The 23,347-nt window shown below is 54.8% G+C and carries 17 protein-coding genes and 7 tRNA genes; 18 read left to right on the forward strand and 6 right to left on the reverse strand.

Translation table 11 applies throughout. The annotated features are described in order from the left end of the window. The first annotated feature begins 108 nt into the window (after positions 1 to 108). From fldA to AFK66_RS13355, 3 genes are all read left to right on the forward strand, one after another. Positions 109 to 639 carry a flavodoxin FldA gene (fldA, locus tag AFK66_RS13345; protein WP_004387175.1) on the forward strand — a complete coding sequence of 177 codons (531 nt, stop codon included), beginning with the start codon at positions 109 to 111 and terminating at the stop codon, positions 637 to 639. 289 nt (positions 640 to 928) lie between these two features. Continuing rightward, on the forward strand, positions 929 to 1,381 hold the full coding sequence (gene fur, locus AFK66_RS13350) for a ferric iron uptake transcriptional regulator (protein WP_004387176.1): 453 nt from the start codon (positions 929 to 931) through the stop codon (positions 1,379 to 1,381). A 321-nt stretch (positions 1,382 to 1,702) separates the two neighbouring features. Beyond that, positions 1,703 to 2,314 carry a helix-turn-helix domain-containing protein gene (locus tag AFK66_RS13355; RefSeq protein ID WP_007781851.1) on the forward strand — a complete coding sequence of 204 codons (612 nt, stop codon included), beginning with the start codon at positions 1,703 to 1,705 and terminating at the stop codon, positions 2,312 to 2,314. A gap of 55 nt (positions 2,315 to 2,369) precedes the next feature. On the opposite strand, the gene AFK66_RS13360 is transcribed toward AFK66_RS13355, so the two are convergent. The 5 genes from AFK66_RS13360 to nagE all read right to left on the reverse strand — a co-directional run bounded on the left by AFK66_RS13360 (position 2,370) and on the right by nagE (position 11,258). Then, positions 2,370 to 5,021: a beta-N-acetylhexosaminidase gene (locus AFK66_RS13360; protein ID WP_007781848.1), complete on the reverse strand. Its 2,652-nt coding sequence runs from the start codon at positions 5,019 to 5,021 to the stop codon at positions 2,370 to 2,372. Positions 5,022 to 5,077: 56 nt separating this feature from the next. Then, on the reverse strand, positions 5,078 to 6,472 hold the full coding sequence (chiP, locus tag AFK66_RS13365) for a chitoporin ChiP (RefSeq protein WP_007781844.1): 1,395 nt from the start codon (positions 6,470 to 6,472) through the stop codon (positions 5,078 to 5,080). Between the two features lie 442 nt (positions 6,473 to 6,914). Then, the gene (gene glnS / locus AFK66_RS13370) at positions 6,915 to 8,582 is read right to left on the reverse strand and encodes a glutamine--tRNA ligase (RefSeq protein ID WP_007781842.1); all 1,668 of its coding nucleotides are present in this window, start codon (positions 8,580 to 8,582) and stop codon (positions 6,915 to 6,917) included. A 106-nt stretch (positions 8,583 to 8,688) separates the two neighbouring features. After that, on the reverse strand, positions 8,689 to 9,105 hold the full coding sequence (locus tag AFK66_RS13375) for a membrane lipoprotein lipid attachment site-containing protein (protein WP_007781838.1): 417 nt from the start codon (positions 9,103 to 9,105) through the stop codon (positions 8,689 to 8,691). A 128-nt stretch (positions 9,106 to 9,233) separates the two neighbouring features. Further along, entirely contained in the window at positions 9,234 to 11,258 is a 2,025-nt protein-coding gene (nagE, locus tag AFK66_RS13380) for an N-acetylglucosamine-specific PTS transporter subunit IIBC (RefSeq protein WP_007781835.1), read from the reverse strand. 317 nt (positions 11,259 to 11,575) lie between these two features. On the opposite strand from nagE, the gene nagB reads away from it, so the two are divergent. From nagB to AFK66_RS13440, 12 genes are all read left to right on the forward strand, one after another. Further along, positions 11,576 to 12,376 (forward strand): glucosamine-6-phosphate deaminase, encoded by an 801-nt coding sequence (nagB, locus tag AFK66_RS13385; RefSeq protein WP_007670385.1) that lies wholly within the window; start codon positions 11,576 to 11,578, stop codon positions 12,374 to 12,376. 21 nt (positions 12,377 to 12,397) lie between these two features. Then, positions 12,398 to 13,546: an N-acetylglucosamine-6-phosphate deacetylase gene (gene nagA, locus AFK66_RS13390; protein ID WP_038882552.1), complete on the forward strand. Its 1,149-nt coding sequence runs from the start codon at positions 12,398 to 12,400 to the stop codon at positions 13,544 to 13,546. Between the two features lie 8 nt (positions 13,547 to 13,554). After that, on the forward strand, positions 13,555 to 14,775 hold the full coding sequence (gene nagC / locus AFK66_RS13395) for a DNA-binding transcriptional regulator NagC (protein WP_007781827.1): 1,221 nt from the start codon (positions 13,555 to 13,557) through the stop codon (positions 14,773 to 14,775). 62 nt (positions 14,776 to 14,837) lie between these two features. After that, positions 14,838 to 15,590 carry an HAD-IIA family hydrolase gene (locus AFK66_RS13400; protein WP_004387185.1) on the forward strand — a complete coding sequence of 251 codons (753 nt, stop codon included), beginning with the start codon at positions 14,838 to 14,840 and terminating at the stop codon, positions 15,588 to 15,590. Positions 15,591 to 15,889: 299 nt separating this feature from the next. After that, the gene (asnB, locus tag AFK66_RS13405) at positions 15,890 to 17,554 is read left to right on the forward strand and encodes an asparagine synthase B (protein WP_023899151.1); all 1,665 of its coding nucleotides are present in this window, start codon (positions 15,890 to 15,892) and stop codon (positions 17,552 to 17,554) included. A gap of 247 nt (positions 17,555 to 17,801) precedes the next feature. After that, positions 17,802 to 17,878: transfer RNA gene (locus AFK66_RS13410), tRNA-Met, on the forward strand. Between the two features lie 8 nt (positions 17,879 to 17,886). After that, positions 17,887 to 17,971, forward strand: a tRNA-Leu gene (locus tag AFK66_RS13415). A 22-nt stretch (positions 17,972 to 17,993) separates the two neighbouring features. Continuing rightward, positions 17,994 to 18,068 (forward strand) — tRNA-Gln (locus AFK66_RS13420). 36 nt (positions 18,069 to 18,104) lie between these two features. Next, positions 18,105 to 18,179, forward strand: a tRNA-Gln gene (locus AFK66_RS13425). A 30-nt stretch (positions 18,180 to 18,209) separates the two neighbouring features. Beyond that, a tRNA-Met gene (locus AFK66_RS13430) sits at positions 18,210 to 18,286 on the forward strand. Positions 18,287 to 18,348: 62 nt separating this feature from the next. Further along, positions 18,349 to 18,423 (forward strand) — tRNA-Gln (locus AFK66_RS13435). A gap of 90 nt (positions 18,424 to 18,513) precedes the next feature. Next, a tRNA-Gln gene (locus tag AFK66_RS13440) sits at positions 18,514 to 18,588 on the forward strand. Positions 18,589 to 18,817: 229 nt separating this feature from the next. On the opposite strand, the gene ubiF is transcribed toward AFK66_RS13440, so the two are convergent. After that, the gene (gene ubiF, locus AFK66_RS13445; RefSeq protein WP_085959975.1) at positions 18,818 to 19,993 is read right to left on the reverse strand and encodes a 3-demethoxyubiquinol 3-hydroxylase; all 1,176 of its coding nucleotides are present in this window, start codon (positions 19,991 to 19,993) and stop codon (positions 18,818 to 18,820) included. Between the two features lie 145 nt (positions 19,994 to 20,138). On the opposite strand from ubiF, the gene miaB reads away from it, so the two are divergent. The 3 genes from miaB to ybeY all read left to right on the forward strand — a co-directional run bounded on the left by miaB (position 20,139) and on the right by ybeY (position 23,293). Continuing rightward, the gene (gene miaB, locus AFK66_RS13450) at positions 20,139 to 21,563 is read left to right on the forward strand and encodes a tRNA (N6-isopentenyl adenosine(37)-C2)-methylthiotransferase MiaB (RefSeq protein ID WP_004387188.1); all 1,425 of its coding nucleotides are present in this window, start codon (positions 20,139 to 20,141) and stop codon (positions 21,561 to 21,563) included. A 204-nt stretch (positions 21,564 to 21,767) separates the two neighbouring features. Further along, entirely contained in the window at positions 21,768 to 22,829 is a 1,062-nt protein-coding gene (locus AFK66_RS13455; RefSeq protein ID WP_004387189.1) for a PhoH family protein, read from the forward strand. Next, positions 22,826 to 23,293: an rRNA maturation RNase YbeY gene (gene ybeY, locus AFK66_RS13460; RefSeq protein ID WP_007699503.1), complete on the forward strand. Its 468-nt coding sequence runs from the start codon at positions 22,826 to 22,828 to the stop codon at positions 23,291 to 23,293. Before AFK66_RS13455 ends, ybeY begins: the two co-directional genes overlap by 4 nt. Positions 23,294 to 23,347 lie beyond the last annotated feature (54 nt).

The raw sequence follows: 23,347 nt of genomic DNA on the forward strand, positions 1-23,347 counted from the left end.
CCGGCGCCTGATACCGTTTCCGCACCTTCTTCTGTTCTGCTATGATTGCCCTATCTGTGGGCGTTATGCCAGCACCATTACATTTAGATTCAAGAGGTTATTCTTCTTATGGCAATCGTAGGCATCTTTTTCGGCAGCGACACCGGCAATACCGAAAATATCGCAAAAATTATCCAGAAACAGCTCGGGACTGACGTTGCTGAAGTGCATGACATTGCTAAAAGCAGCAAAGAGGATCTGGAAGCGTTCGATATTCTTCTGCTTGGCATCCCGACCTGGTACTACGGCGAAGCGCAGTGCGACTGGGACGATTTCTTCCCGACGCTCGAAGAAATTGACTTCAACGGCAAGCTGGTAGCGCTCTTTGGCTGCGGCGACCAGGAAGATTATGCAGAATACTTCTGCGACGCGCTGGGCACCATTCGCGACATTATCGAACCGCGCGGTGCGACCATCGTTGGCCACTGGCCGACCGAAGGCTACCATTTTGAAGCCTCTAAAGGTCTGGCGGACGACGATCACTTCGTTGGTCTCGCGATTGACGAAGATCGCCAGCCGGAACTGACCGCTGAGCGCGTTGAAAAATGGGTCAAACAGGTTTCCGAAGAGCTTCATCTGCAGGAAATCATCAACGCCTGATGATAAGCGGCGCGGGCACCGTTCCGCGCCGTTTGATAGATAAAAGCAATGAAAATAATTGCTACAAATTTTTAACTTTCCCTCACTACGCTGTACAATGGCTTTCTTAATTATCAGGCTCTCCACGTGAAAACGCTGGCTGGCCCACGATTTTTAAGCTCTTTTTTGCCGGACGCTTGCGGTTTTCATTTAGGCATGTCAGTTCTATAATGAGACGCATTCATCTTCGGCGTATCCGATGTATCGCTCCCTTCCGGAGCGAGTCGTTAAGCAACAGGACAGATTCCGCATGACTGACAACAATACCGCATTAAAGAAAGCCGGCCTGAAAGTCACGCTTCCTCGATTAAAAATCCTCGAAGTGCTGCAGGAACCGGTCAATCATCATGTCAGTGCGGAAGACCTCTATAAGCGTCTGATTGACATGGGTGAAGAGATTGGCCTTGCCACGGTCTATCGCGTACTTAACCAGTTCGACGATGCCGGCATCGTCACTCGTCACAACTTCGAAGGCGGTAAATCCGTTTTTGAGCTGACGCAACAGCATCATCACGATCACCTGATTTGCCTCGATTGCGGCAAAGTGATCGAATTCAGTGATGACTCTATTGAAGCGCGTCAGCGTGAGATCGCCACGCGCCATGGCATTCGCCTGACCAACCACAGTCTCTATCTGTACGGTCACTGCGCGGATGGCGACTGCCGCGAAAACGAACACGCCCACGAGGCTGGCGGGAAATAACACTCGCACATTGCATCATCCAGGCCGACATTTGTCGGCTTTTTTATTGCCTGAAAACGCTGCACCGAAAACAGAAATGTATTTTTTTAGATAAACTTAAAAAGTTAGGGTATTTTAATACAGCGCACAATGCTTAATTAAACCACATATATTTTATTAAATCGAAATTCAGAAAAGATAAATATCTTTATCACTCAATCGTTTAGACATCAGATTATCCCTGTTTCTTCTTTTATCTCTCCTGCCCCTTATTGCAGCAATAAAAATCCATCCATTAAGATACAGCAACGATTTAATTTTATTTTATATAAGGTAACCAACATGGTCTTACCCCCTAAACCGCTTGCTGAGATTTACCGTATCGCGGATATTTTCAATAGCTACGGCAACTGGTCTCGTGCAGAAAAAAATACGCTGATCCCGCTTCGGGACGGGGAGATCTGCATCATTCGCGGCGGTCAGTTCTCTCTGATGCGCCAGAGCGATCGACTGCTTATCGAAAAAAGCAGTGCGCCGTCGGTGCTGGGTCTGGCGAGGAATTTAGGTAAAACTCAATTCGCCAAATTACAGGCGGATTCTGAATGTCATTATCAGTTAATTCCTTTTGATTATTTCATTCAGGAGATCGAAAAAAATCACTGTCAGTTACATCTGCTTATTTTGTCCTCATGGATTATTAATATGCTTTGCTATCGTGAAGAAATTATGATGGGGCGAAACAGCTATAGCATGATTAAAGCAAATATCGATTGTCTGGCGGCAATGGATGAGTTCATGCGCAACCGGATTAACGTGGCTGATTATATTGTTAAAAAAACCAACCTTTCCCGCAGCATGGTGATGAAAACCCTTTCTCAGTTGCGCGGTGCGAAAAATATTGAGATAAGCAAAGGCAAACTGGTCGCGGTTCACCATCTGCCTGAGTCGCTGTAAGGCATACGGCACCCGACATGAAAAAGCCAGCCCACAGGCTGGCTTTTTTATTGCGTTACGGCTGTACGTTATCAACACGGCTGTAGCGTTTACCGTCACTGCTGACGCTGCGGACCTGCACGGCACCCGTCACGCGTGGCGGCTTCGCATCGTCGTAGCGCTGCCAGCGCGCGCCGCCGTCAGTGGAGTATTCCATTGCAACACCAGGTAAGCTGTTGTTCATCCGCAACACGCCGTTGTTAATCCGCGCGCCCGGTACCGGCAGGCGGAACTGCACGCCCGCTTTTTCGAGCTTCGGCAGTTCACGGCTGCCCGCCAGGTTCGCAAAGCGCGTCCAGTCGTCATGAAGCGCTTTTACGTCCACCAGATGGGTCTCGCCGCCTTTATATTCGCGACCTGCCTGATAATCCTGCTCCCAGGCGGCGCGATGCCAGGCGCGCTCCGCAACGGAAAGCAGACGCGGGTACATCATGTACTCCATTTGTTTATCGGTGCGTACCACTTCACTCCAGAGCTGCGCCGAGAGGCCATACGCACCTGGCCACGGCTTGTCAGATTTTGCGCTGAACGCGTTGCCGTCGCGATCGACAGAGGTTTCGGCGTTTTGCGGCAGGTTATCCGGCGCGAAGCTGAAAATCTTGCGCTCGTCGCTAAAGCGCGTGCCCCAGTAGTAGCCGCTCTCGGCCGGGTTTACTTCGTTCGGGAAATCCAGATAGACATAATCCGGGTTAGAGACCACCACGCGAAAACCTTTATTCGCCCAGTCGTTCGCTGTATCGAAACCGCCCCAGTAGAGCGTGTCCCAGAAGTTGACGTTAACGTGCGAGGTGGCGAACGCGCTGGCGTCTTTCGCATCTTTTAGCCCGTCCTGCCACGCCTGCATGGTGTCGATGCCGTGCGCCTTAACGAGCTTGCTCACTTGCGCGCCAAAGTAGCTGGAGAGGTGTTCGACATCAGCCACCACGCCGTCCTGCACCATTTTTTGACACACTGGTGAGCGCGCCCAGGGCTTGTCCTGACGGCTCTGGTCGATAATCCCCTTCCCGGCTTCCGGTTTCGTTTTATCCGTATAACCCGCGCCGAGGTAGATATTTTTCGCCTCATCGCCGCCGAAATGCCAGGTGGTGAGCGGCTGCCCGGCCTCTTTGTGCATCTGCTGGATCTCGCCAATCACTTTATCGACAAAGCGGCGCGAGGAGTCGAGGCACGGATTGAGATAACCGGTGCGGTTGTAGTACTGCACGCCAGTGGTGATGGACGTATCTTTCGGGTCGAGCAGGCGATACTGGTTCGCCTCTTCGGTTTTACCGGCTTTTTCCAGCCTGTCGTAACGCGCTTCCATCGCAATCACCGCCGCGCGGGCGTGAGCGGGCATGTCGATTTCCGGGATCACTTCTATCTGGCGCGCGGCGGCATATTTCACAATCTCAATATAATCCGCGCGGGTGAAGAAACCGCTGCCATTATTGTTCGTATCAGGCCCGGAGCCGAGCTGCGGCAGCAGGCAGGTTTTTTCGCTGAGATCGTGACAGCGCTTCGCGCCTGTGTCGGTCAGCTCCGGCAAGCCCGGAATCTCGATACGCCAGCCTTCGTCATCGCTCAAATGGAAATGGAATTTATTGAGCTTATAGGCCGCCATCTGGTCAAGCAGGCGTAGCACAGCGGCTTTAGTGTGGAAGTTGCGTCCCACATCGAGTTGAATGCCGCGATAGTCAAAACGCGGCGCGTCCTGCGCGTCGAGCATGGCGATTTGCTTCGCGCCCTTAGCCGGGATCAGTGACAGCAGCGATTGCAGCCCGTAAAAGACGCCCGCGCGGTCATAACCGGTAATCGTCGTCTCTTTTGGCCCGATATGCAGCTGATACGCGCCGGACACCGCCTCGTTGCCAGTAAACGCGTGGCTGGTGATAGCGGTACGTACCGGATAGCCTGCATCAGTTTTTATACCGAGCAGCGCGAAGCGGGCGGCTACCGCCTCCTGCGCGGGTTTGTCGAGCGCGGACATATCAAGCTGAACGCCCTTGTCCAGTGAGACATTTTGCCCGTGTACTTTGACGTGCCGCGGCGTAGGCACGATCTGCCCGCGCAGGCTCTCTGCGTTCAGCGTTTTAACGTCGCTGTTTTTATCGAATCGCGCTTCGGCGGTCATCAGGATATTTTTATCGTCCGGTGTGCGTTTCCACTGATCTTTCAGCGGGCTGACAAAATCGGTCAGCGTTTCGGTATCGGTACTGGCGATAACCTTCGGCGCGCCGTCGTCTGCCGTGACATACCAGCGCGGCAGCACGTCGGTGATAAACAGTTGCCAGTATTCATTGATAATCGGGATTTCCACCGAGGCTTTCGCCGGGAAGCCGGTGAATTTGTCCGTCGGCTCAAGCTTGTGAAGATCGCCCATCACGTGGGTCACTTTAAATTGATCGTTATCGACTTTAAGGATCTGGCGAATGCTGTGAAACCAGATAGTCCAGTTTTTGTCGGTCACCGCGTCGCCCGGGTTGGTAAGCGTGATGACCGCTTTGTTGCATGAGGCCCAGTCAGCGCCGAGCGCCGCGCAGTCTGTGCCGTGCTGCGCGGCCTGATTGTCGGTAATGGTGTAATTAAGTCCAAACTGGCTGATGCTCTCTGCCGTTGACGCCTGTGCGGTGGCTCCGCTGAAAAGCCCCATCACCGCACCCGCTAATACACTGTTCTGTAACTTTTTCATCGACTTCTCCTTTTCACTGCCCTTGATGGAAGGCGCATCTGCGCGCCCCTGCGCAATCAGAAAATCGTGAACGGTGCCGTGACGATAAATTTCACGTCGCGCTCGTCCTGGAAGATGTTGCCGTAGCCGCCGCCGTAGCTCGGGATGTCGGAGTGGTTGTCGTATTGGGTGAAATGCAGCTTAAACATTGTGCCTTTGGCGCGGCCATCCTGCAGGGTGTAAACCGCATCGAGACTGTAAGCGGATTCTTTCAGGCGGTAGTCAGGGTCGTAGTAGCCGTCAGTGGTAGGCAGCGTGGAAGGTTTCGCATCCCAGGCGTAAACGTATGACGCGCCGAGCGCAAAACCAGGCAGGTTCCAGTTTTTGAGATCATACATCGCGCCGAAGAACACGGCTTTTTCATCATCGGCGTTAAAATCGGAGCGGTTATCCCACCAGATATCGAGCCGTCCGTTGGAAGACGCATAAGTTGGCGTCATGCGCTGCAGAAAATAGCCCTGCTGCCCTTCGGCGCTGACCCAAGTGCCTTCCAGACGCAAATCGACCTGGCCAATTTTATAGCCAAACGTCAGCGCCTGGAGCCACGCGGTGCCGTCGTAAATATCATTGACGGTGCCGTTACTGGCTTTATCGCGCGCACCATAGAACTGATAACTTGTGGAGAGCGGGTTGCCTGCAAGTGTGAAGTTGTAGCTCGCTTTCGCGAAATATTGATCGATATAGCCTTCTGCCTGGCCAAAAGCCGCTTCCAGCACCAGCGAGTTTTTAAAATCATATTTCGCGCCGATCGAGTGGAGATAATCGACGCGCGTGGTTCTGTCGTTCTGGTAGAACTTGTCCATCTCCAGATGCCACGGCGATTTGTATTCGTTGGCCCACATGTACGAAAAGCTCAGCGCGCCTGCCTCGCCGTAGTCAAAATTCGCGCCCGCTTCAGCACCCTGATACGTGCCGGGCATAAAGCTCCAGTGCGGCGCCAGCAGCGTCTGGCCGGTGGGCTGCAACCAGCCAGCCCGCGCCCAGACCGGGCCATATTTAAATTTACCGGCAGCTTTATAAAGGCTGATACCGCTTTTATCGCCGGACCAGTCTTCGTCGTAGGCTTTGTTGCTTGCGGAGAACGCGATTTCATTCGGGTGCCCGCTGTCGCCGTTTTCCGCCATTTCGATAGCGGTGAACGCGGCGATATCCAGCCCGAACATATCGGCGGCAAACCCTGACTGGAAATCCAGGTTCGCGTTCCAGGTGGAGTGCGAGAGGTTGGTTTTATATTTGTCTTCCACGACATCTTTACGGTCGCGCTCGCGCTGCCAGTAATAGATGCCGCCAGTTAACGTAGAGTCGTCAATAAACCCGGCGGCGTGAACGGGCGGGCTACACAGGCCGCCCAGCGCGGTAACGCTGGCGACAGCCAGCGCGATGCCGCTACGTTTGTATCTCAACGAACGCATGTGAAATTCCTCTTTGACGTAAAAAATTCGCGGCGCACATAGCGCGCAAAGCGAATGAAAAATAAAAAAGTAAAAGTGCTGAAGGAGAACTCCAAAACAGCCCTTCAAGACTATTTTTCGCGACGCGAATTATCAATCTTAATCCCCTGAATTTTCGTGGCTTTATGACACAGTGCACAAAATAATTTTCATTTTGTAACATTTTCAGAAGGCAGATTTTAATGCGGATAAAAGAGGATGGATTAGTTAAAGCTATAAAATGAAAGCGATTTCATGATAATCAGTAGATTAAAATAGCAACATGCGATTTTATGGCGGGCTTGCAGTTAACGGGGAACATGTAGATTAATTCGCGTCGCGAATATTTTTCTGCTTTTAACGCATTGATTAAAAAGCAAAAAAAAACGCCGCTCAGAGGCGGCGTCTTGTAACAGGTGAGGTATTACTCGCCGATTTTAGCCCAGGTATCGCGCAGGCCAACGGTGCGGTTGAACACCAGTTTGTCACCGTTTGCATGGCGGCTGTCGAGGCAGAAATAACCTTCACGCTCGAACTGCCAGGCTTTGCCCGCTTCAGCGTTTTTCAGGCCTGGCTCAGCATAACCCTGCTTAATGACCAGCGATTCTTTGTTGATGGTCGTGAGGAAATCTTCCGCCGCACCCGGGTTCGGCACGCTGAACAGACGGTCATAGAGACGAATCTCAACCGGCAGCGCATGCGCCGCGCTGACCCAGTGGATAACGCCTTTGACCTTGCGGCCGTCAGCAGGGTCTTTGCTCAGCGTTTCGGCATCGTAGGTGCAGTAAATGGTGGTGATTTCACCCGCGTCGTCTTTCTCCACACGCTCGGCTTTAATGACATACGCGTTACGCAGACGCACTTCTTTACCGAGCACCAGACGCTTGTACTGCTTGTTGGCTTCTTCACGGAAATCCGCGCGATCGATCCAGATTTCGCCGCTGAACGGCACGTCGCGGTTGCCCATTTCCGGTTTGTTCGGATGGTTAGGCATGGACACCATTTCGCTGTGGCCCTGCGGGTAGTTTTCGATAACCAGTTTCACCGGATCGATAACCGCCATGGCGCGCGGCGCGTTCTCGTTGAGATCTTCGCGAATGCAGGCTTCCAGCGCGGCCATTTCCACGGTGTTATCCTGTTTGGTCACGCCGATACGCTTGCAGAATTCACGGATGGACGCGGCGGTATAACCGCGACGGCGCAGGCCGGAAATGGTCGGCATACGCGGATCGTCCCAGCCTTCGACATGCTTATCGGTGACCAGCAGGTTTAGCTTACGCTTGGACATCACCGTATATTCCAGATTCAGGCGCGAGAATTCGTACTGGCGCGGGTGAACCGGAATGGTGATGTTATCCAGCACCCAGTCATACAGACGACGGTTGTCCTGGAACTCCAGCGTACAGAGCGAATGGGTGATGCCTTCCAGCGCATCGGAGATGCAGTGGGTAAAGTCGTACATCGGGTAGATGCACCACTTGTTGCCGGTCTGGTGATGCTCGGCGAACTTAATGCGGTACAGCACCGGGTCACGCATCACGATAAACGGCGACGCCATATCAATTTTCGCGCGCAGGCACGCTTTGCCCTCTTCAAACCCACCGGCACGCATTTTCTCAAACAGCGCCAGGTTTTCTTCCACGCTGCGATCGCGGAACGGGCTGTTTTTGCCCGGTGCGGTCAGCGTGCCGCGGTATTCGCGGATCTGCTCCGGCGATAGCTCGTCAACGTAGGCCAGGCCCTTGTTGATAAGCTCAACAGCGTAGTTATAAAGCTGATCGAAATAGTCAGAGGAGTAGCGCACGTCGCCAGACCAGTGGAAACCCAGCCATTGCACGTCATTTTTAATCGACTCGACAAATTCCAGATCTTCTTTGACCGGGTTGGTATCGTCAAAGCGAAGGTTGCACTGGCCCTGGTAATCCTGCGCGATACCGAAGTTCAGGCAGATCGATTTCGCGTGGCCGATGTGCAGATAGCCATTCGGCTCCGGCGGAAAGCGGGTGCAAATCGTGGTGTGTTTTCCAGACGCCAGATCTTCATCGATAATCTGGCGAATAAAGTTAGTCGGGCGGGCTTCTGCCTCACTCATCGCATATTCCTCAAAGCGTCAACATCGTTTAACGGCGTATGATCTTATAAGCAGAGGCGGGAAACAACCTTTAGTTACAGAAAATCCCGCCGCAGAGCACCGCATGTTACTGACGGGCTTCAGCATACTGCGCCAGCCGACAACGCTCGGGCGTTCTGGCTTTGAGTAATTTGACTTGAGGCCTTAATGACTCGACATTCCCTTCACGCGGCAGGTAGCCTGGCGCTTCAACGCACCAGCTCCACGAATAGATCATCGTGCCGTGAAGAAAGAAAATCATGTTTTCCCACTCCGAAACGCGCGAGACGGAAACATGGCCGTTATCATCCGCCGTGAATTTTTCCGGCGGCGGGTAATAACCCGGCGGCATACGGTGCGTTTGCAGCCAGAGCGTGGCGTGGGGAATGGGCTCGCCCTGCTCGTTTTGAATATCCATATCGAGCGCAGGCCGGTGGGTGGCGTAGCGAGGAATGCAGCCGCTTAACAGCACGGCAGCGAAGAGGATGACAATAATCTGACGCATGTGATTCTCCTTAATCTCAGTGTCCGCTACCCTACATGGCGTTAAGTGGTGCGCGCCAGCCCCGAAAAAAGGCGAAAAAAAACGGCGGGAGTTTCCCCCGCCGTTCAGGCATAACGACTCAGAAGCGATTATTTGCCTTTAATTTCATACAGCGCGCTCTGGCCTGCCACCACCGCGCCCTGCGCCTGGATAACCAGCCCGCCGAAGTCGTCGATGTTGCTGCATACGACCGGGCTAATCATTGAGCGCGCATTAGCGTTCAGGTAGTCCAGATCAAGCTCCAGCACTGGCTGGCCTGCCGTCACCTGCGCGCCCTCTTCCACCAGACGTTTAAAGCCCTGGCCGTTCAGCGCGACGGTATCAATCCCCATGTGCACCACAATTTCTGCGCCGTTTTCAGTTTCCAGGCAGAACGCATGGTTGGTGTTGAAGATTTTCACGATAGTCCCGGCCGCCGGCGCGACCACCAGTTTATCGGTGGGCTTGATGGCGACGCCATCGCCGACCGCTTTGCTGGCGAACGCTTCATCCGGCACCGCGTCGAGCGCGACCACTTCACCCGTCACCGGCGATACCAGCGCGGCGATGGTTTTTGCGTTAGCGACCGCCTGCGGCTTCACGGCTGGTGCGACAGGCGCTGTGGTCTGCGCTTTTGGTGCGGAGGCCTCGACATGGCCGGTGGTTTTCATCGCGTTCGCAATTTTTTCTGCCACGAAGCCGACGATGATTTGCACGCTGGTTTTGTTAAGGCGAATCACGCCCGTCGCGCCAAGGCGCTTAGCCATCGCCTCATCCACCAGCGCGGAGTCTTTCACATTCAGACGCAGACGCGTGATGCAGGCATCGATACCGGTCAGGTTATCGGAGCCGCCCACCGCCGCGATGTACTGACGCGCAAGGCCCGCCGCATCCAGATCTTTCTCGTCGCTGACGTTAACGTCCACACCGTCTGCTTCGCTGCCTGCGACGGCCAGCTCACGGCCCGGCGTCATCAGGTTGAATTTGGTGATGGTAAAGCGGAACACCACGTAATAGATGACGAAGAAGACTAGCCCCTGCGGAATCAGCATGTACCAGTGCGTTGCCAGTGGGTTACGGGACGACAGCACCATATCCACCAGCCCGGCGCTGAAGCCGAAGCCGGCAATCCAGTGCATCGTCGCCGCGATAAATACGGAGATCCCCGTCAATACCGCGTGAATGACATACAGCACCGGTGCCACGAACATAAAGGAGAATTCCAGCGGCTCGGTAATGCCGGTAAAGAATGCGGCGAAAGCGCCCGCCATCATAATCCCCAGCACTTTGGCTTTATTTTCAGGACGCGCGCAGTGGTAAATCGCCAGCGCCGCGCCTGGCAGGCCAAACATCATAATCGGGAAGAAGCCCGCCTGATAACGGCCAGTAATACCAACCACGGCTTTACCGGATTCGATAGACTGCGCGCCGCCCAGGAAATTCGGGATATCGTTAATGCCTGCTACGTCGAACCAGAATACGGAGTTCAGGGCGTGATGCAGACCTACCGGGATCAGCAGACGGTTAAAGAACGCGTAAACGCCCGCACCGACCGACCCGAGCTTCTGGATCTGCTCGCCAAAATCGACGAGACCACCAAACACCACCGGCCAGATGTACATCATGATAAATGCGACAACAATCATCACGAAGGACGTCAGAATCGGGACCAGACGGCGACCGCTGAAGAATGACAGCGCTTTCGGCAGCTCTACGGCGCTAAAGCGGTTATACAGTTCGGCGGCAATAATCCCCACCATAATGCCCACGAACTGGTTTTTAATTTTACCGAAGGCAGCAGGCACCTGATCGGCCGGGATCTTCATGATCATGGCGACAGCCGCTGGCGAGCAGAGCGTCGTCAGCACCAGGAACCCGACAAACCCCGCCAGCGCCGCAGCGCCGTCTTTATCTTTTGACATACCGTACGCGACGCCAACCGCAAACAGCACGCCCATGTTGTCGATAATCGCGGAGCCGGACTGAATAAAGAAGGCCGCCAGCGCGTTGCTGCCGCCCCACCCGGTCGGGTCAAGCCAGTAACCGACCCCCATCAGAATGGCTGCCGCAGGCAGCGTAGCCACAGGCACCATCAGCGCCCGGCCTACTCGTTGTAAATAACCTAAAATACTCACTTTTTCCCCCTATGAGACCCCGATGAGGCTCCAGCTAAGCAGTGTTTTTATTGTGCTACTAACTCTGAAACGCGGCGACACTTTGCATCACCTCTGAGTGTCTGCAAAATTAATTCGCCTCGCAAATTAAACGCGTCTTTTCTGTGATTTTTATCACCAAATATCGTTGTTGCGCATCCTTTACTATGGCTTACCTCGAAAACTTATTTTATCATTCAAAAAATCGAGACGGATTGCTTCCGCTTTCAGCGAACGGGTATACCCTTACACTGTGAGCCGTTTAATCCGCTCCTGTTTTCTAACTTCCGAGGTGAACAATGAGACTGATTCCGCTGGCTACGCCGCAGCAGGTTGGCAAATGGGCCGCCCGCCATATTGTTAAGCGCATTAACGATTTCAACCCCACCGCTGACCGCCCTTTCGTTCTCGGTCTGCCGACTGGCGGCACGCCGCTTGAAGCTTACAAGGCGCTTATCGAGATGCATAAAGCAGGCCAGGTCAGTTTCAAACATGTCGTAACGTTTAACATGGATGAATATGTGGGCCTGCCGAAAGATCATCCGGAAAGCTATCATAGTTTCATGTACCGTAATTTCTTCGACCACGTTGATATTCCCGAAGAAAATATCAACCTGCTGGATGGCAACGCGCCGGATATTGACGCAGAATGCCGCCGCTATGAAGAAAAAATTCGCGCCTACGGCAAAATTCATCTGTTTATGGGCGGCGTCGGCAACGATGGTCATATCGCGTTTAACGAGCCCGCGTCTTCTCTGGCATCCCGCACACGTATCAAAACCCTGACGCACGACACCCGTGTGGCGAACTCGCGTTTCTTTGGCGGTGATGTGAATCAGGTGCCAAAATACGCGCTCACCGTGGGCGTTGGCACGCTGCTGGACGCGCAGGAAGTCATGATTCTGGTGCTGGGCCACGTTAAGGCGCAGGCGCTGCAGGCGGCGGTTGAAGGCAACGTTAACCATATGTGGACGATTAGCTGTCTGCAGTTGCACCCGAAAGCGGTTATCGTGTGCGATGAGCCTTCCACGATGGAACTGAAAGTGAAGACGCTGAAATACTTCACCGAGCTCGAAGCTGAAAATATCAAAGATCTTTAAGGACTGGTTACCGGGGGCATTATGTACGCATTAACCCACGGCCGGATTTACACCGGCCACGACATTCTGGATGACCACGCGATTATCATCGCCGATGGCCTGATTGAGCGCCTCTGCCCGCTGGCTGAATTACCGGCAGGCATCAAGCAGCGCGATATGGGCGGCGCCATTATCGCCCCCGGTTTTATCGACGTGCAGTTAAACGGCTGCGGCGGCGTGCAGTTTAATGACACCGCTGAAGCGGTATCGATTGAAACGCTGGAAATCATGCAAAAAGCCAACGAGAAATCGGGCTGCACCAGCTATCTGCCAACACTTATTACCTGTAGCGACGCGCTGATGAAACAGGGCGTGCACGTGATGCGCGAATACCTGTCGCGTCACCAGAACCAGGCGCTGGGCCTGCATCTTGAAGGCCCGTGGCTGAATATCGTTAAAAAAGGCACGCATAACCCGGATTACGTTCGTCAGCCGGACGCAGAACTGGTCGATTTCTTGTGCGAAAACGCCGACGTGATTACCAAAATCACCCTGGCGCCGGAACGCGTTGCGCCGGAAATCATCAAAAAGCTGACCGCCGCAGGCATTGTGGTTTCTGCCGGACACTCCAACGCGACGCTAAAAGAAGCGAAAAAAGGCTTCCGTGCGGGCATTCGCTTCGCTACGCACCTTTTTAACGCCATGCCTTATATCACTGGTCGCGAGCCGGGGCTGACGGGCGCTATCTTTGACGAGCCAGACGTCTGGTGCGGCATTATCGCTGACGGCCTGCATGTCGATTTCGCCAACGTGCGCCTTGCGAAAAAAGTGAAAGGCGACAAGCTGTGTCTGGTGACGGACGCGACGGCGCCCGCAGGTGCCAATATTGATGAGTTCATTTTTGCTGGCAAAACAATATACTACCGTAACGGCCTGTGCGTGGATGAAAACGGCACCCTGAGCGGCTCGGCGCTGACCATGATCGAAGGCGTGCGCAACCTGGTGGAGCATGTCAATATCGCACTGGACGAAGCGCTGCGTATGGCGACGCTTTATCCGGCCCGCGCCATGGGCGTGGCGCACCGGCTTGGCAGCATTGAAGCGGGCAAAGTGGCGAACCTTACGGCCTTTACCCGCGACTATAAAATCATCAAGACCATCGTTAATGGTAACGAGGTCGTTACTGAGTAAATAAAGGCATGACGACTGGCGGACAGGCTCAAATTGGCAACGTTGATCTCGTAAAACAGCTTAACAGCGCGGCGGTTTACCGTCTTATCGACCACCAGGGGCCGATATCGCGCATTCAGATAGCCGAACAGAGCCAGCTTGCGCCCGCCAGCGTGACCAAAATTACCCGCCAGCTTATTGAGCGCGGTCTGATTAAAGAAGTCGATCAGCAGGCCTCGACAGGGGGCCGCCGCGCTATCTCCATCGTTACCGAAACCCGGCATTTCCAGGCTGTCGGCGTGCGGCTTGGCCGCCATGACGCCACGCTGACGCTGTTCGATCTCAGCAGCAAGGTGCTCGCCGAAGAACATTTCCCGCTGCCCGAGCGCACCCAGGAAACGCTGGAACATGCGTTGCTGAACACCATCGCGCAGTTTATCGACACCTGGCAGCGTAAAATCCGCGAGCTTATTGCCGTGTCGGTGATCCTGCCAGGTCTGGTCGATCCGGAAAGTGGCGTGATTCGCTATATGCCGCACATCAATGTGGAAAACTGGCCGCTGGTGGACGCTCTGCAAAAGCGCTTTAACGTCGCCTGTTTTGTCGGTCACGATATCCGCAGCCTGGCGCTGGCGGAGCACTATTTCGGGGCAACGCGCGACTGTGAAGACTCCATTCTGGTGCGCGTTCACCGCGGCACCGGCGCGGGCATTATCTCGAACGGGCGCATATTCATTGGCCGTAACGGCAACGTCGGCGAGATTGGCCATATTCAGGTCGATCCGCTGGGCGAGCGCTGTCACTGCGGCAATTTCGGGTGCCTGGAAACCGTCGCAGCCAACGCCGCGATTGAACAGCGCGTGCGTCAGCTGCTTGAACAGGGCTATCAGAGCCGCCTGACGCCCGACGAGTGCAATATCAAAGCGATTTGCAAAGCCGCGAACCGGGGCGATGCGCTGGCCTGCGAAGTGGTGGAGCGCGTCGGTCGTCAGCTTGGCAAGACTATCGCCATCGCCATCAACCTGTTTAACCCGCAGAAAGTGGTGATCGCCGGTGAGATTGTCGAAGCGCAGAAAGTGCTGCTGCCCGCTATCGAAAGCTGCATCAATACGCAATCCCTGAAAGCGTTTCGTAAAAACCTGCCGGTCGTGCCTTCGCAGCTCGATCACCGTTCGGCTATCGGCGCGTTTGCCCTGGTAAAACGTGCAATGCTTAACGGGTTGTTATTACAGCGTTTGCTGGAAAGTTAACGAGTGACCATAGCGATTTGCGCTATAGTTACGCCTTTCTGTTCCCTGAGCCAGAGTAGTCCATGACCATTCAGAACGTAATTTGCGATATCGATGGCGTGCTGATGCACGATAACGTTGCGGTGCCCGGCGCCAGCGAATTTCTGACCCGCATTCTTGAAAAAGGGTTTCCGCTGGTTCTGCTCACCAACTACCCGTCCCAGACCGGCCAGGATCTGGCGAACCGCTTTGCTTCCGCCGGGATCGACGTGCCGGACAGCGTGTTTTACACCTCTGCGATGGCGACCGCCGATTTCCTGCGTCGTCAGGAAGGCAAAAAAGCGTATGTTGTCGGCGAAGGAGCATTAATTCACGAACTTTATAAAGCGGGCTTTACGATTACCGATATCAATCCCGATTTTGTTATCGTGGGCGAAACCCGCTCCTATAACTGGGAAATGATGCATAAAGCCGCCTTTTTCGTCGCCAACGGCGCGCGGTTTATCGCCACCAACCCGGACACGCACGGGCGCGGTTTTTACCCGGCCTGCGGCGCGCTGTGCGCGGGTATTGAGAAAATCTCCGGGCGGAAGCCGTTTTATGTCGGCAAGCCAAGTCCCTGGATAATCCGCGCGGCGCTGAACAAAATGCAGGCCCACTCTGAGCATACCGTAATCGTCGGCGATAACCTGCGCACCGATATTCTTGCCGGTTTCCAGGCGGGCCTGGAGACGATTCTGGTGCTGTCGGGCGTTTCGACCATTAATGACATCGACGCCATGCCGTTCCGGCCGAGCTGGATTTATCCTTCCGTCGCCGAAATCGACGTAATCTGAACCTGACGGCCATTAACAATGGCCGTTTTTTTTGCCCTTCAGACAACCCCCCTCGTTTAATAAAAGCGCTCTTTTTTTGCTGATTCGCTAAAAACTGCCCTGCTTTACTGACCATTTTTAAATTATCGCTAACGCTCATTGAACTATTTATGGTCTATACGCTAAAACGCTTGCACAACCTGCACGCTTTGCGGCATTTTCTTAAACAACGACAGAGGCGGAAGCGAAAAAATTGCATAAACCGCAACGCCTCGCAGACAGACAACACAACATTACCGCCAGGGTTAACGGAGTTCTTTATGTGTTCTATTTTTGGTGTGCTGGATATCAAAACCGACGCGGTCGAACTGCGTAAAAAAGCGCTTGAGCTGTCGCGCCTGATGCGCCACCGCGGCCCGGACTGGTCCGGCGTGTTCGCCAGCGACAAAGCCATTCTCGCGCATGAACGTCTTTCTATCGTTGACGTCAACGCAGGCGCGCAGCCGCTCTACAACACTGAAAAAACGCACGTGCTGGCCGTTAACGGCGAAATCTACAACCACCAGGCGCTGCGCGCAGAATATGGCGATCGTTTCCAGTTCCAGACCGGCTCTGACTGCGAAGTCATCCTGGCGCTGTATCAGGAAAAAGGCCCGGAGTTTCTGGACGAATTACAGGGCATGTTCGCTTTCGTGCTCTATGACAGCGAAAAAGACGCGTACCTGATTGGCCGTGACCATATCGGCATCATTCCGCTCTATATGGGGCACGATGAGCACGGCAACTTTTATGTCGCCTCAGAAATGAAATCGCTGGTGCCGGTGTGCCGCACCATTAAAGAGTTCCCGGCGGGCAGCTACCTGTGGAGCCAGGATGGCGAAATTCGTCAGTACTATCAGCGCGACTGGTTTGAGTATGACGCGGTGAAAGATAACGTGACGGACAAAGCCGAGCTGCGCCAGGCGCTGGAAGATGCGGTCAAAAGCCATCTGATGTCTGACGTGCCTTATGGCGTGCTGCTCTCCGGCGGTCTCGATTCTTCCATTATTTCAGCCATTACCAAGAAATTTGCGGCGCGCCGCGTGGAAGATCAGGAGCGCTCCGAAGCCTGGTGGCCGCAGCTGCACTCGTTTGCCGTGGGCCTGGAAGGTTCGCCGGATCTGAAAGCCGCGCAGGAAGTCGCCAACCATCTCGGTACGGTACACCATGAAATTCACTTTACCGTGCAGGAAGGCCTGGATGCGATCCGCGATGTGATTTACCACATCGAAACTTATGACGTGACCACAATTCGCGCGTCAACGCCGATGTATTTGATGTCCCGTAAAATCAAAGCGATGGGCATCAAAATGGTGCTCTCCGGCGAAGGTTCAGACGAAGTGTTCGGCGGCTATCTCTACTTCCACAAAGCGCCGAACGCGAAAGAGCTGCACGAAGAAACGGTGCGCAAGCTGCAGGCGCTGCATATGTTTGACTGCGCGCGCGCCAACAAAGCGATGTCAGCCTGGGGCGTTGAGGCGCGTGTACCGTTCCTTGATAAGAAATTCCTTGATGTGGCGATGCGCATCAACCCGCAGGATAAAATGTGCGGCAACGGCAAGATGGAAAAACATATCCTGCGTGAATGTTTTGAAGCTTACCTGCCGGCGAGCGTGGCGTGGCGTCAGAAAGAGCAGTTCTCCGACGGCGTGGGCTACAGCTGGATTGATACGCTGAAAGAAGTGGCGGCGAAACAGGTTTCCGATCAGCAACTGGAAACCGCGCGCTTCCGCTTCCCGTACAATACGCCAGCCTCGAAAGAAGCCTATCTTTACCGCGAAATCTTCGAAGAGCTGTTCCCGGTGCCGAGTGCGGCGGAGTGCGTGCCTGGCGGCCCGTCTGTCGCCTGCTCTTCCGCGAAAGCCATCGAATGGGACGAAGCGTTTAAAACCATGAACGATCCGTCAGGCCGCGCGGTGGGCGTACACCAGTCTGCTTACAAGTAAGCGTTGCCAAACGAATAACGGGCCTTCGGGCCCGTTTTTTATTGGCGTAAAGATGCGCAACCAGCGCCGCTGTTTCTATTGAATTAGTGGATAATTCGCCTGGAATCGCCGAATATTGCATCAAGCTGTTCGCAAGCTAGTCAAACAGTCACTTTACGTCGATTTTCGCCAAAAAAGGTGTTGACGCTTCCAGGCCCAATACGCATAATGCGCCCCGCAACGCCGATAAGGTAACGCGAAAAAAGATGGCTACGTAGCTCAGCTGGTTAGAGCACATCACTCATAATGATGGGGTCACAGGTTCGATTCCCGTCGTAGCCACCATCTTTTTTGCGGGAGTGGCGAAATTGGTAGACGCACCAGATTTAGGTTCTGGCGCCGCAAGGTGTGCGAGTTCAAGTCTCGCCTCCCGCACCACTTCGTAATTGCGTTGCACGGATGGGGTATCGCCAAGCGGTAAGGCACCGGTTTTTGATACCGGCATTCCCTGGTTCGAATCCAGGTACCCCAGCCATATTTCTTCGACTTTTGCGTTTTACGCAGCAGTCGTTGGGGTATCGCCAAGCGGTAAGGCACCGGTTTTTGATACCGGCATCCCCTGGTTCGAATCCAGGTACCCCAGCCAGTCGTTATGTCTGGTAAAGCAGTACAATTTGGCTACGTAGCTCAGCTGGTTAGAGCACAGCACTCATAATGCTGGGGTCACAGGTTCGATTCCCGTCGTAGCCACCATATTTAAAGCGTCTTGCATTTTTAATGCAGGATAGCGCGAAGTAAAATTCGCAAGATTTTCTTGGGGTGTCGCCAAGCGGTAAGGCAGCGGATTCTGATTCCGCCATTCCGGGGTTCGAATCCCTGCACCCCAGCCACTTTGAAGAAGCGGTTGGCATAAAGCCAAACGCACTGGCTAAAGGTTCTTTGTTTCTTCCTTTAACTGACAATTCAGCACCAACATTTGTTGGGGTATCGCCAAGCGGTAAGGCAGTGGATTCTGATTCCACCATTCCGAGGTTCGAATCCTCGTACCCCAGCCACTCTTTAAAAGCCTGCGAAAGCAGGCTTTTTTCTTTTCTGCGCCTCAACTGTATGGCGCTGTCTTCAGCGCGCTTCGCCAAACCTGCCGCTGTCTGTCTGCATCGCTTAATAAAAAAGCCCGCACGCGCAGGCCTTTTCATTGGCAATTTCACGGCTGCCAGACGATGGCGGAGCTAACGTCTCCGTCATGCCATTTACTACAGCATAAAGCATGTTGTAACTAAGGTATTATAAACCGAGCGCATATCGCAACGCCTGGCGCTTCAGCACGCCTGAGCGCTGGGCAGCGATAAGCCCGATATTGCGCAGCACACGCAGCGGTTTCAGTTTCGCAGTAAACCCGGCATGGAAGAGATCCATACCGCTTTGCATAAGCAGGTTATCCGGCATACGACGACGCTGATAGCGCTTCAGCACCGCGCCGGAGGCCCAGTCTTCCGCTGCATTGCGGGCATCAATCACCACCTTCAGCAGCGCGTCCACATCGCGATAGCCGAGATTCACACCCTGCCCCGCCAGAGGATGAATGGTATGCGCGGCGTCGCCAATCAGCGCGACGCCCGGCAGCACATAACGCAGCGCATGGCGACGCACCAGGGGAAACGCGCCGCAGGTGACCGGCGTCACGCGGCCAAGCCGTGCCGGAAATGCGGCGGCTATTTCACGACCAAGCTGCGTCATGTTCATTGCCTGAAGCTGACGAACGCGCGCCGGGCGGTCATACCAGACCAGCGACGCACGGTTATCGAACAATGGCAAAAACGCATGCGGCCCGTTCGGGGTAAAGTGTTGCCAGGTGCTGTCGCCGGGCGGTTGTTCGCATTCCACGCTAATCAACAGGCATGACTGCTGATACTGCCAGGCGTTGACGCCGATACCTGCCCATTTACGCACCTGAGAACTGGCACCGTCCGCACCGATCACCAGGCGCGCCTGTAAGGTATCGCCATTAGTGAGCGAGAGCTGATACCCATTTTGCACAGGCGTCATCTGCGTGAGCGTCGCCGGGCACAGCAGTTGCACCGCCGGATGCGCCTCCAGTGCCTCCCACAGCGCGCGTTGCAGCACGCTGTTTTCCACCATATAGCCAAGCTCCGGCAGTTGCAGCTCATCGGCGCTGAATTCAACCCGCGCCTCGTTCCACTCCCAGGTTTCGAGGCGGCGATACGGATGCGCGCGCATCTCAAGCACGCGCTGCCAGACACCCAGCCCGCGCAGCAGATCCACCGACGCGCAGCTGATCGAGGAGATCCGCACGTCCGGCGGATTTTGCGGCGAAAACGGCGGCGGCGCGGCATGTTCCACGACAGCCACCTGAAAACCATTTTGCGCAAGCCCAAGTGCTGCGGCAGCGCCCACCATGCCCCCGCCGACAACGACGACTTCAATTGGTTGATTTGTCATGGTCATTTTATCCTTAAGCAATCTCCCTTCAGTTTACCGGATTTTTCGCCGCCTGACGTGTTTGCCTCGCCACTGGTCACGAACCCGTCAAAGCATTACAATACGCGGCCAAAATGAGTGGCTTTAACTGAGCAATGGCAAGTCAATGACAAAAAAACTCCATATTAAAACCTGGGGCTGTCAGATGAATGAGTACGATTCATCGAAGATGGCCGATCTGCTGGAAACCACGCACGGCTTTACGCTGACCGACGTGGCGGAAGAAGCAGATATTCTGCTGCTGAATACCTGCTCAATCCGCGAGAAGGCACAGGAGAAGGTTTTCCATCAGTTAGGTCGCTGGAAAACGTTAAAGGAAAAGAACCCGGATGTGATTATCGGCGTGGGCGGCTGTGTGGCGTCTCAGGAAGGTGACCATATTCGCGATCGCGCCCGCTACGTCGACATCATTTTCGGCCCTCAGACCCTGCACCGCCTGCCGGAAATGATCAACCAGGTAAAAGGCACGCGCAGCCCGGTTGTGGACATCAGCTTCCCGGAAATCGAAAAGTTCGATCGCCTGCCTGAGCCGCGCGCGGAAGGCCCGACGGCGTTCGTTTCCATCATGGAAGGCTGCAACAAATACTGCACCTACTGCGTGGTTCCGTATACCCGCGGTGAAGAAGTGAGCCGTCCGAGCGATGACATCGTGCTGGAAATTGCCCAGCTCGCCGCCCAGGGCGTGCGTGAAGTCAACCTGCTCGGCCAGAACGTGAACGCCTGGCGCGGTGAAAACTATGACGGCACCACTGGCACGTTCGCCGACCTGCTGCGTCTGGTCGCGGCGATTGACGGCATTGACCGTATTCGCTTCACCACCAGCCACCCGATCGAATTTACCGATGACATCATCGAAGTCTATCGCGACACGCCGGAGCTGGTGAGCTTCCTGCATCTGCCGGTACAGAGCGGCTCCGACCGCGTGCTGAACATGATGGGACGCACCCACACGGCGCTGGAATATAAAGCCATTATTCGCAAGCTGCGCGCCGCGCGCCCGGACATCCAGATTAGCTCCGACTTCATCGTCGGCTTCCCTGGCGAAACCCAGCAGGATTTCGAACAGACCATGAAGCTGATTGCCGAGGTGAATTTCGACATGAGCTACAGCTTTATTTTCTCCGCACGTCCGGGTACGCCTGCCGCCGACATGGTGGATGACGTGCCGGAAGAGGAGAAAAAGCAGCGTCTGTACATCCTTCAGGAGCGTATCAACCAGCAGGCGATGGCGTGGAGCCGCCGTATGCTCGGCACGACCCAGCGCATTCTGGTGGAGGGCACATCGCGTAAGAGCATCATGGAGCTTTCCGGGCGTACCGAAAACAACCGCGTGGTGAACTTCGAAGGCTCGCCGGATATGGTGGGTAAATTCGTCGATGTGGAAATCACGGAAGTGTTCCCGAACTCGCTGCGCGGCAAGGTTATCCGCACCGAAGACGAGATGGGCCTGCGCGTGGTGGAATCGCCGGAATCGATCATCGCCCGCACCCGCAAAGAAAACGAACTCGGCGTCGGGATTTTCCAGCCATAATCTGCTCTCTCACGTATGCCGCCCCGGCGCGGCATACGCTTATTTTTACACCATCCGTGCTTGTATTCTGAAGGCGTCACCCAAATATCCGGGTTGTCGCTTGCGCCTTTTTCCCTCGCCGTGAATAATTTCTCTCAGGCCCTGAGAAAATCAGCAGGCATTTTTACTCACCTTAACTGGCCCTGAGTGACCAAGAGGACAAGTTTGAATATCGAAACTCGTGAATTTACGCTGGAACCGGCAGACAATGCCCGTCTGCTTAGCCTCTGTGGACCCTTTGATGACAACATCAAACAGCTTGAGCGCCGCCTCGGCATCGAAATCGCCCGTCGCGACAACCACTTTAAACTGACCGGCCGCACGATTTGCGTCAGCGCGGCAGCGGATATTCTGCGCCATCTGTACGTTGATACCGCCCCGATGCGCGGCGAAATCAAAGAGATCGAGCCGGAACAAATTCATCTGGCCATTAAAGAGTTTCGCGTGCTGGAGCAGAGCGCCGAAAGCGTGCCGGAGTATGGCAAAGCGGTCAATATCAAGACCAAACGCGGCGTAATTAAACCGCGCACGCCAAACCAGGCGCAGTACATCGCGAATATTCTCGACCACGACATTACCTTCGGTATCGGCCCTGCCGGGACGGGTAAAACGTATCTCGCGGTCGCGGCCGCCGTGGACGCGCTGGAGCGCCAGGAGATTCGCCGTATTCTGCTGACCCGTCCGGCGGTGGAGGCTGGTGAAAAACTGGGCTTCCTGCCAGGCGATCTCAGCCAGAAAGTGGACCCCTACCTGCGCCCGCTCTATGACGCACTGTTCGAGATGCTCGGCTTCGAGCGCGTGGAAAAACTGATGGAGCGCAACGTCATCGAAGTCGCGCCGCTGGCTTACATGCGCGGCCGTACGCTTAACGACGCGTTCATTATTCTCGATGAAAGTCAGAACACCACCATCGAACAGATGAAAATGTTCCTGACCCGTATCGGCTTTAACTCCAAAGCGGTGATCACCGGCGACGTCACGCAGATTGACCTGCCGAGAAACCTGAAATCCGGCCTGCGTCACGCTATCGAAGTGCTTTCGGAAGTCGAAGAGATCAGCTTTAACTTCTTCCACAGCGAAGACGTGGTGCGCCATCCGGTCGTCGCGCGCATCGTCACCGCGTATGAAGCGTGGGAAGAGGCTGACCAGAAACGCAAAGCCGAACAGGCCGCGGAACGTAAACGTGAAGCCCAGGCGCTGGCCGCCGGTGCGCAGGAGAGTAAATGAGTCAGGTCATTCTTGATTTGCAGATTGCCTGCGAAGACACCACCGGTTTGCCGGACGAGGCGCAGTTTCAGACATGGCTGAATGCCGTCGTGCCGCAGTTTCAGGAAGAATCAGAAGTCACGGTGCGTCTGGTGGATGAAGCGGAAAGCCACGACTTAAACCTGACTTATCGCGGTATGGATAAACCGACCAACGTGCTGTCGTTCCCATTCGAAGCGCCGCCCGGCATCGACATGCCGCTGCTTGGCGATCTGATCATCTGTCGTCAGGTGGTCGAGCGCGAAGCGCGGGAACAGGAAAAGCCGCTGGACGCCCACTGGGCGCACATGGTGGTGCACGGCAGTCTGCATCTTCTGGGCTATGACCATATCGAGGATGACGAAGCCGAAGAGATGGAAGGCATCGAAACCGAGATAATGCTTGCCCTGGGCTTTGACGATCCGTACATTGCCGAGAAAGCGTAATCTGTGCAGCAGCCCGCTGCCGCCAGTGATTTCTACCGCCGTGGCGTGAGTTTT

It is taken from the genome of Cronobacter malonaticus LMG 23826 (assembly GCF_001277215.2).
GTDB lineage: Bacteria > Pseudomonadota > Gammaproteobacteria > Enterobacterales > Enterobacteriaceae > Cronobacter > Cronobacter malonaticus.

Excerpts from the sequence above, each read along its gene's own strand:
- miaB (WP_004387188.1), top strand. The coding sequence starts at position 20,139 with ATGACAAAAAAACTCCATATTAAAACCTGGGGCTGTCAGATGAATGAG.
- fldA (WP_004387175.1), top strand. The coding sequence starts at position 109 with ATGGCAATCGTAGGCATCTTTTTCGGCAGCGACACCGGCAATACCGAA.
- AFK66_RS13360 (WP_007781848.1), bottom strand. The coding sequence starts at position 5,021 with ATGAAAAAGTTACAGAACAGTGTATTAGCGGGTGCGGTGATGGGGCTT.
- glnS (WP_007781842.1), bottom strand. The coding sequence starts at position 8,582 with ATGAGTGAGGCAGAAGCCCGCCCGACTAACTTTATTCGCCAGATTATC.
- ubiF (WP_085959975.1), bottom strand. The coding sequence starts at position 19,993 with ATGACAAATCAACCAATTGAAGTCGTCGTTGTCGGCGGGGGCATGGTG.
- AFK66_RS13375 (WP_007781838.1), bottom strand. The coding sequence starts at position 9,105 with ATGCGTCAGATTATTGTCATCCTCTTCGCTGCCGTGCTGTTAAGCGGC.
- nagA (WP_038882552.1), top strand. The coding sequence starts at position 12,398 with ATGTACGCATTAACCCACGGCCGGATTTACACCGGCCACGACATTCTG.
- AFK66_RS13355 (WP_007781851.1), top strand. The coding sequence starts at position 1,703 with ATGGTCTTACCCCCTAAACCGCTTGCTGAGATTTACCGTATCGCGGAT.
- nagC (WP_007781827.1), top strand. The coding sequence starts at position 13,555 with ATGACGACTGGCGGACAGGCTCAAATTGGCAACGTTGATCTCGTAAAA.
- ybeY (WP_007699503.1), top strand. The coding sequence starts at position 22,826 with ATGAGTCAGGTCATTCTTGATTTGCAGATTGCCTGCGAAGACACCACC.
- fur (WP_004387176.1), top strand. The coding sequence starts at position 929 with ATGACTGACAACAATACCGCATTAAAGAAAGCCGGCCTGAAAGTCACG.
- nagB (WP_007670385.1), top strand. The coding sequence starts at position 11,576 with ATGAGACTGATTCCGCTGGCTACGCCGCAGCAGGTTGGCAAATGGGCC.
- AFK66_RS13400 (WP_004387185.1), top strand. The coding sequence starts at position 14,838 with ATGACCATTCAGAACGTAATTTGCGATATCGATGGCGTGCTGATGCAC.
- chiP (WP_007781844.1), bottom strand. The coding sequence starts at position 6,472 with ATGCGTTCGTTGAGATACAAACGTAGCGGCATCGCGCTGGCTGTCGCC.
- asnB (WP_023899151.1), top strand. The coding sequence starts at position 15,890 with ATGTGTTCTATTTTTGGTGTGCTGGATATCAAAACCGACGCGGTCGAA.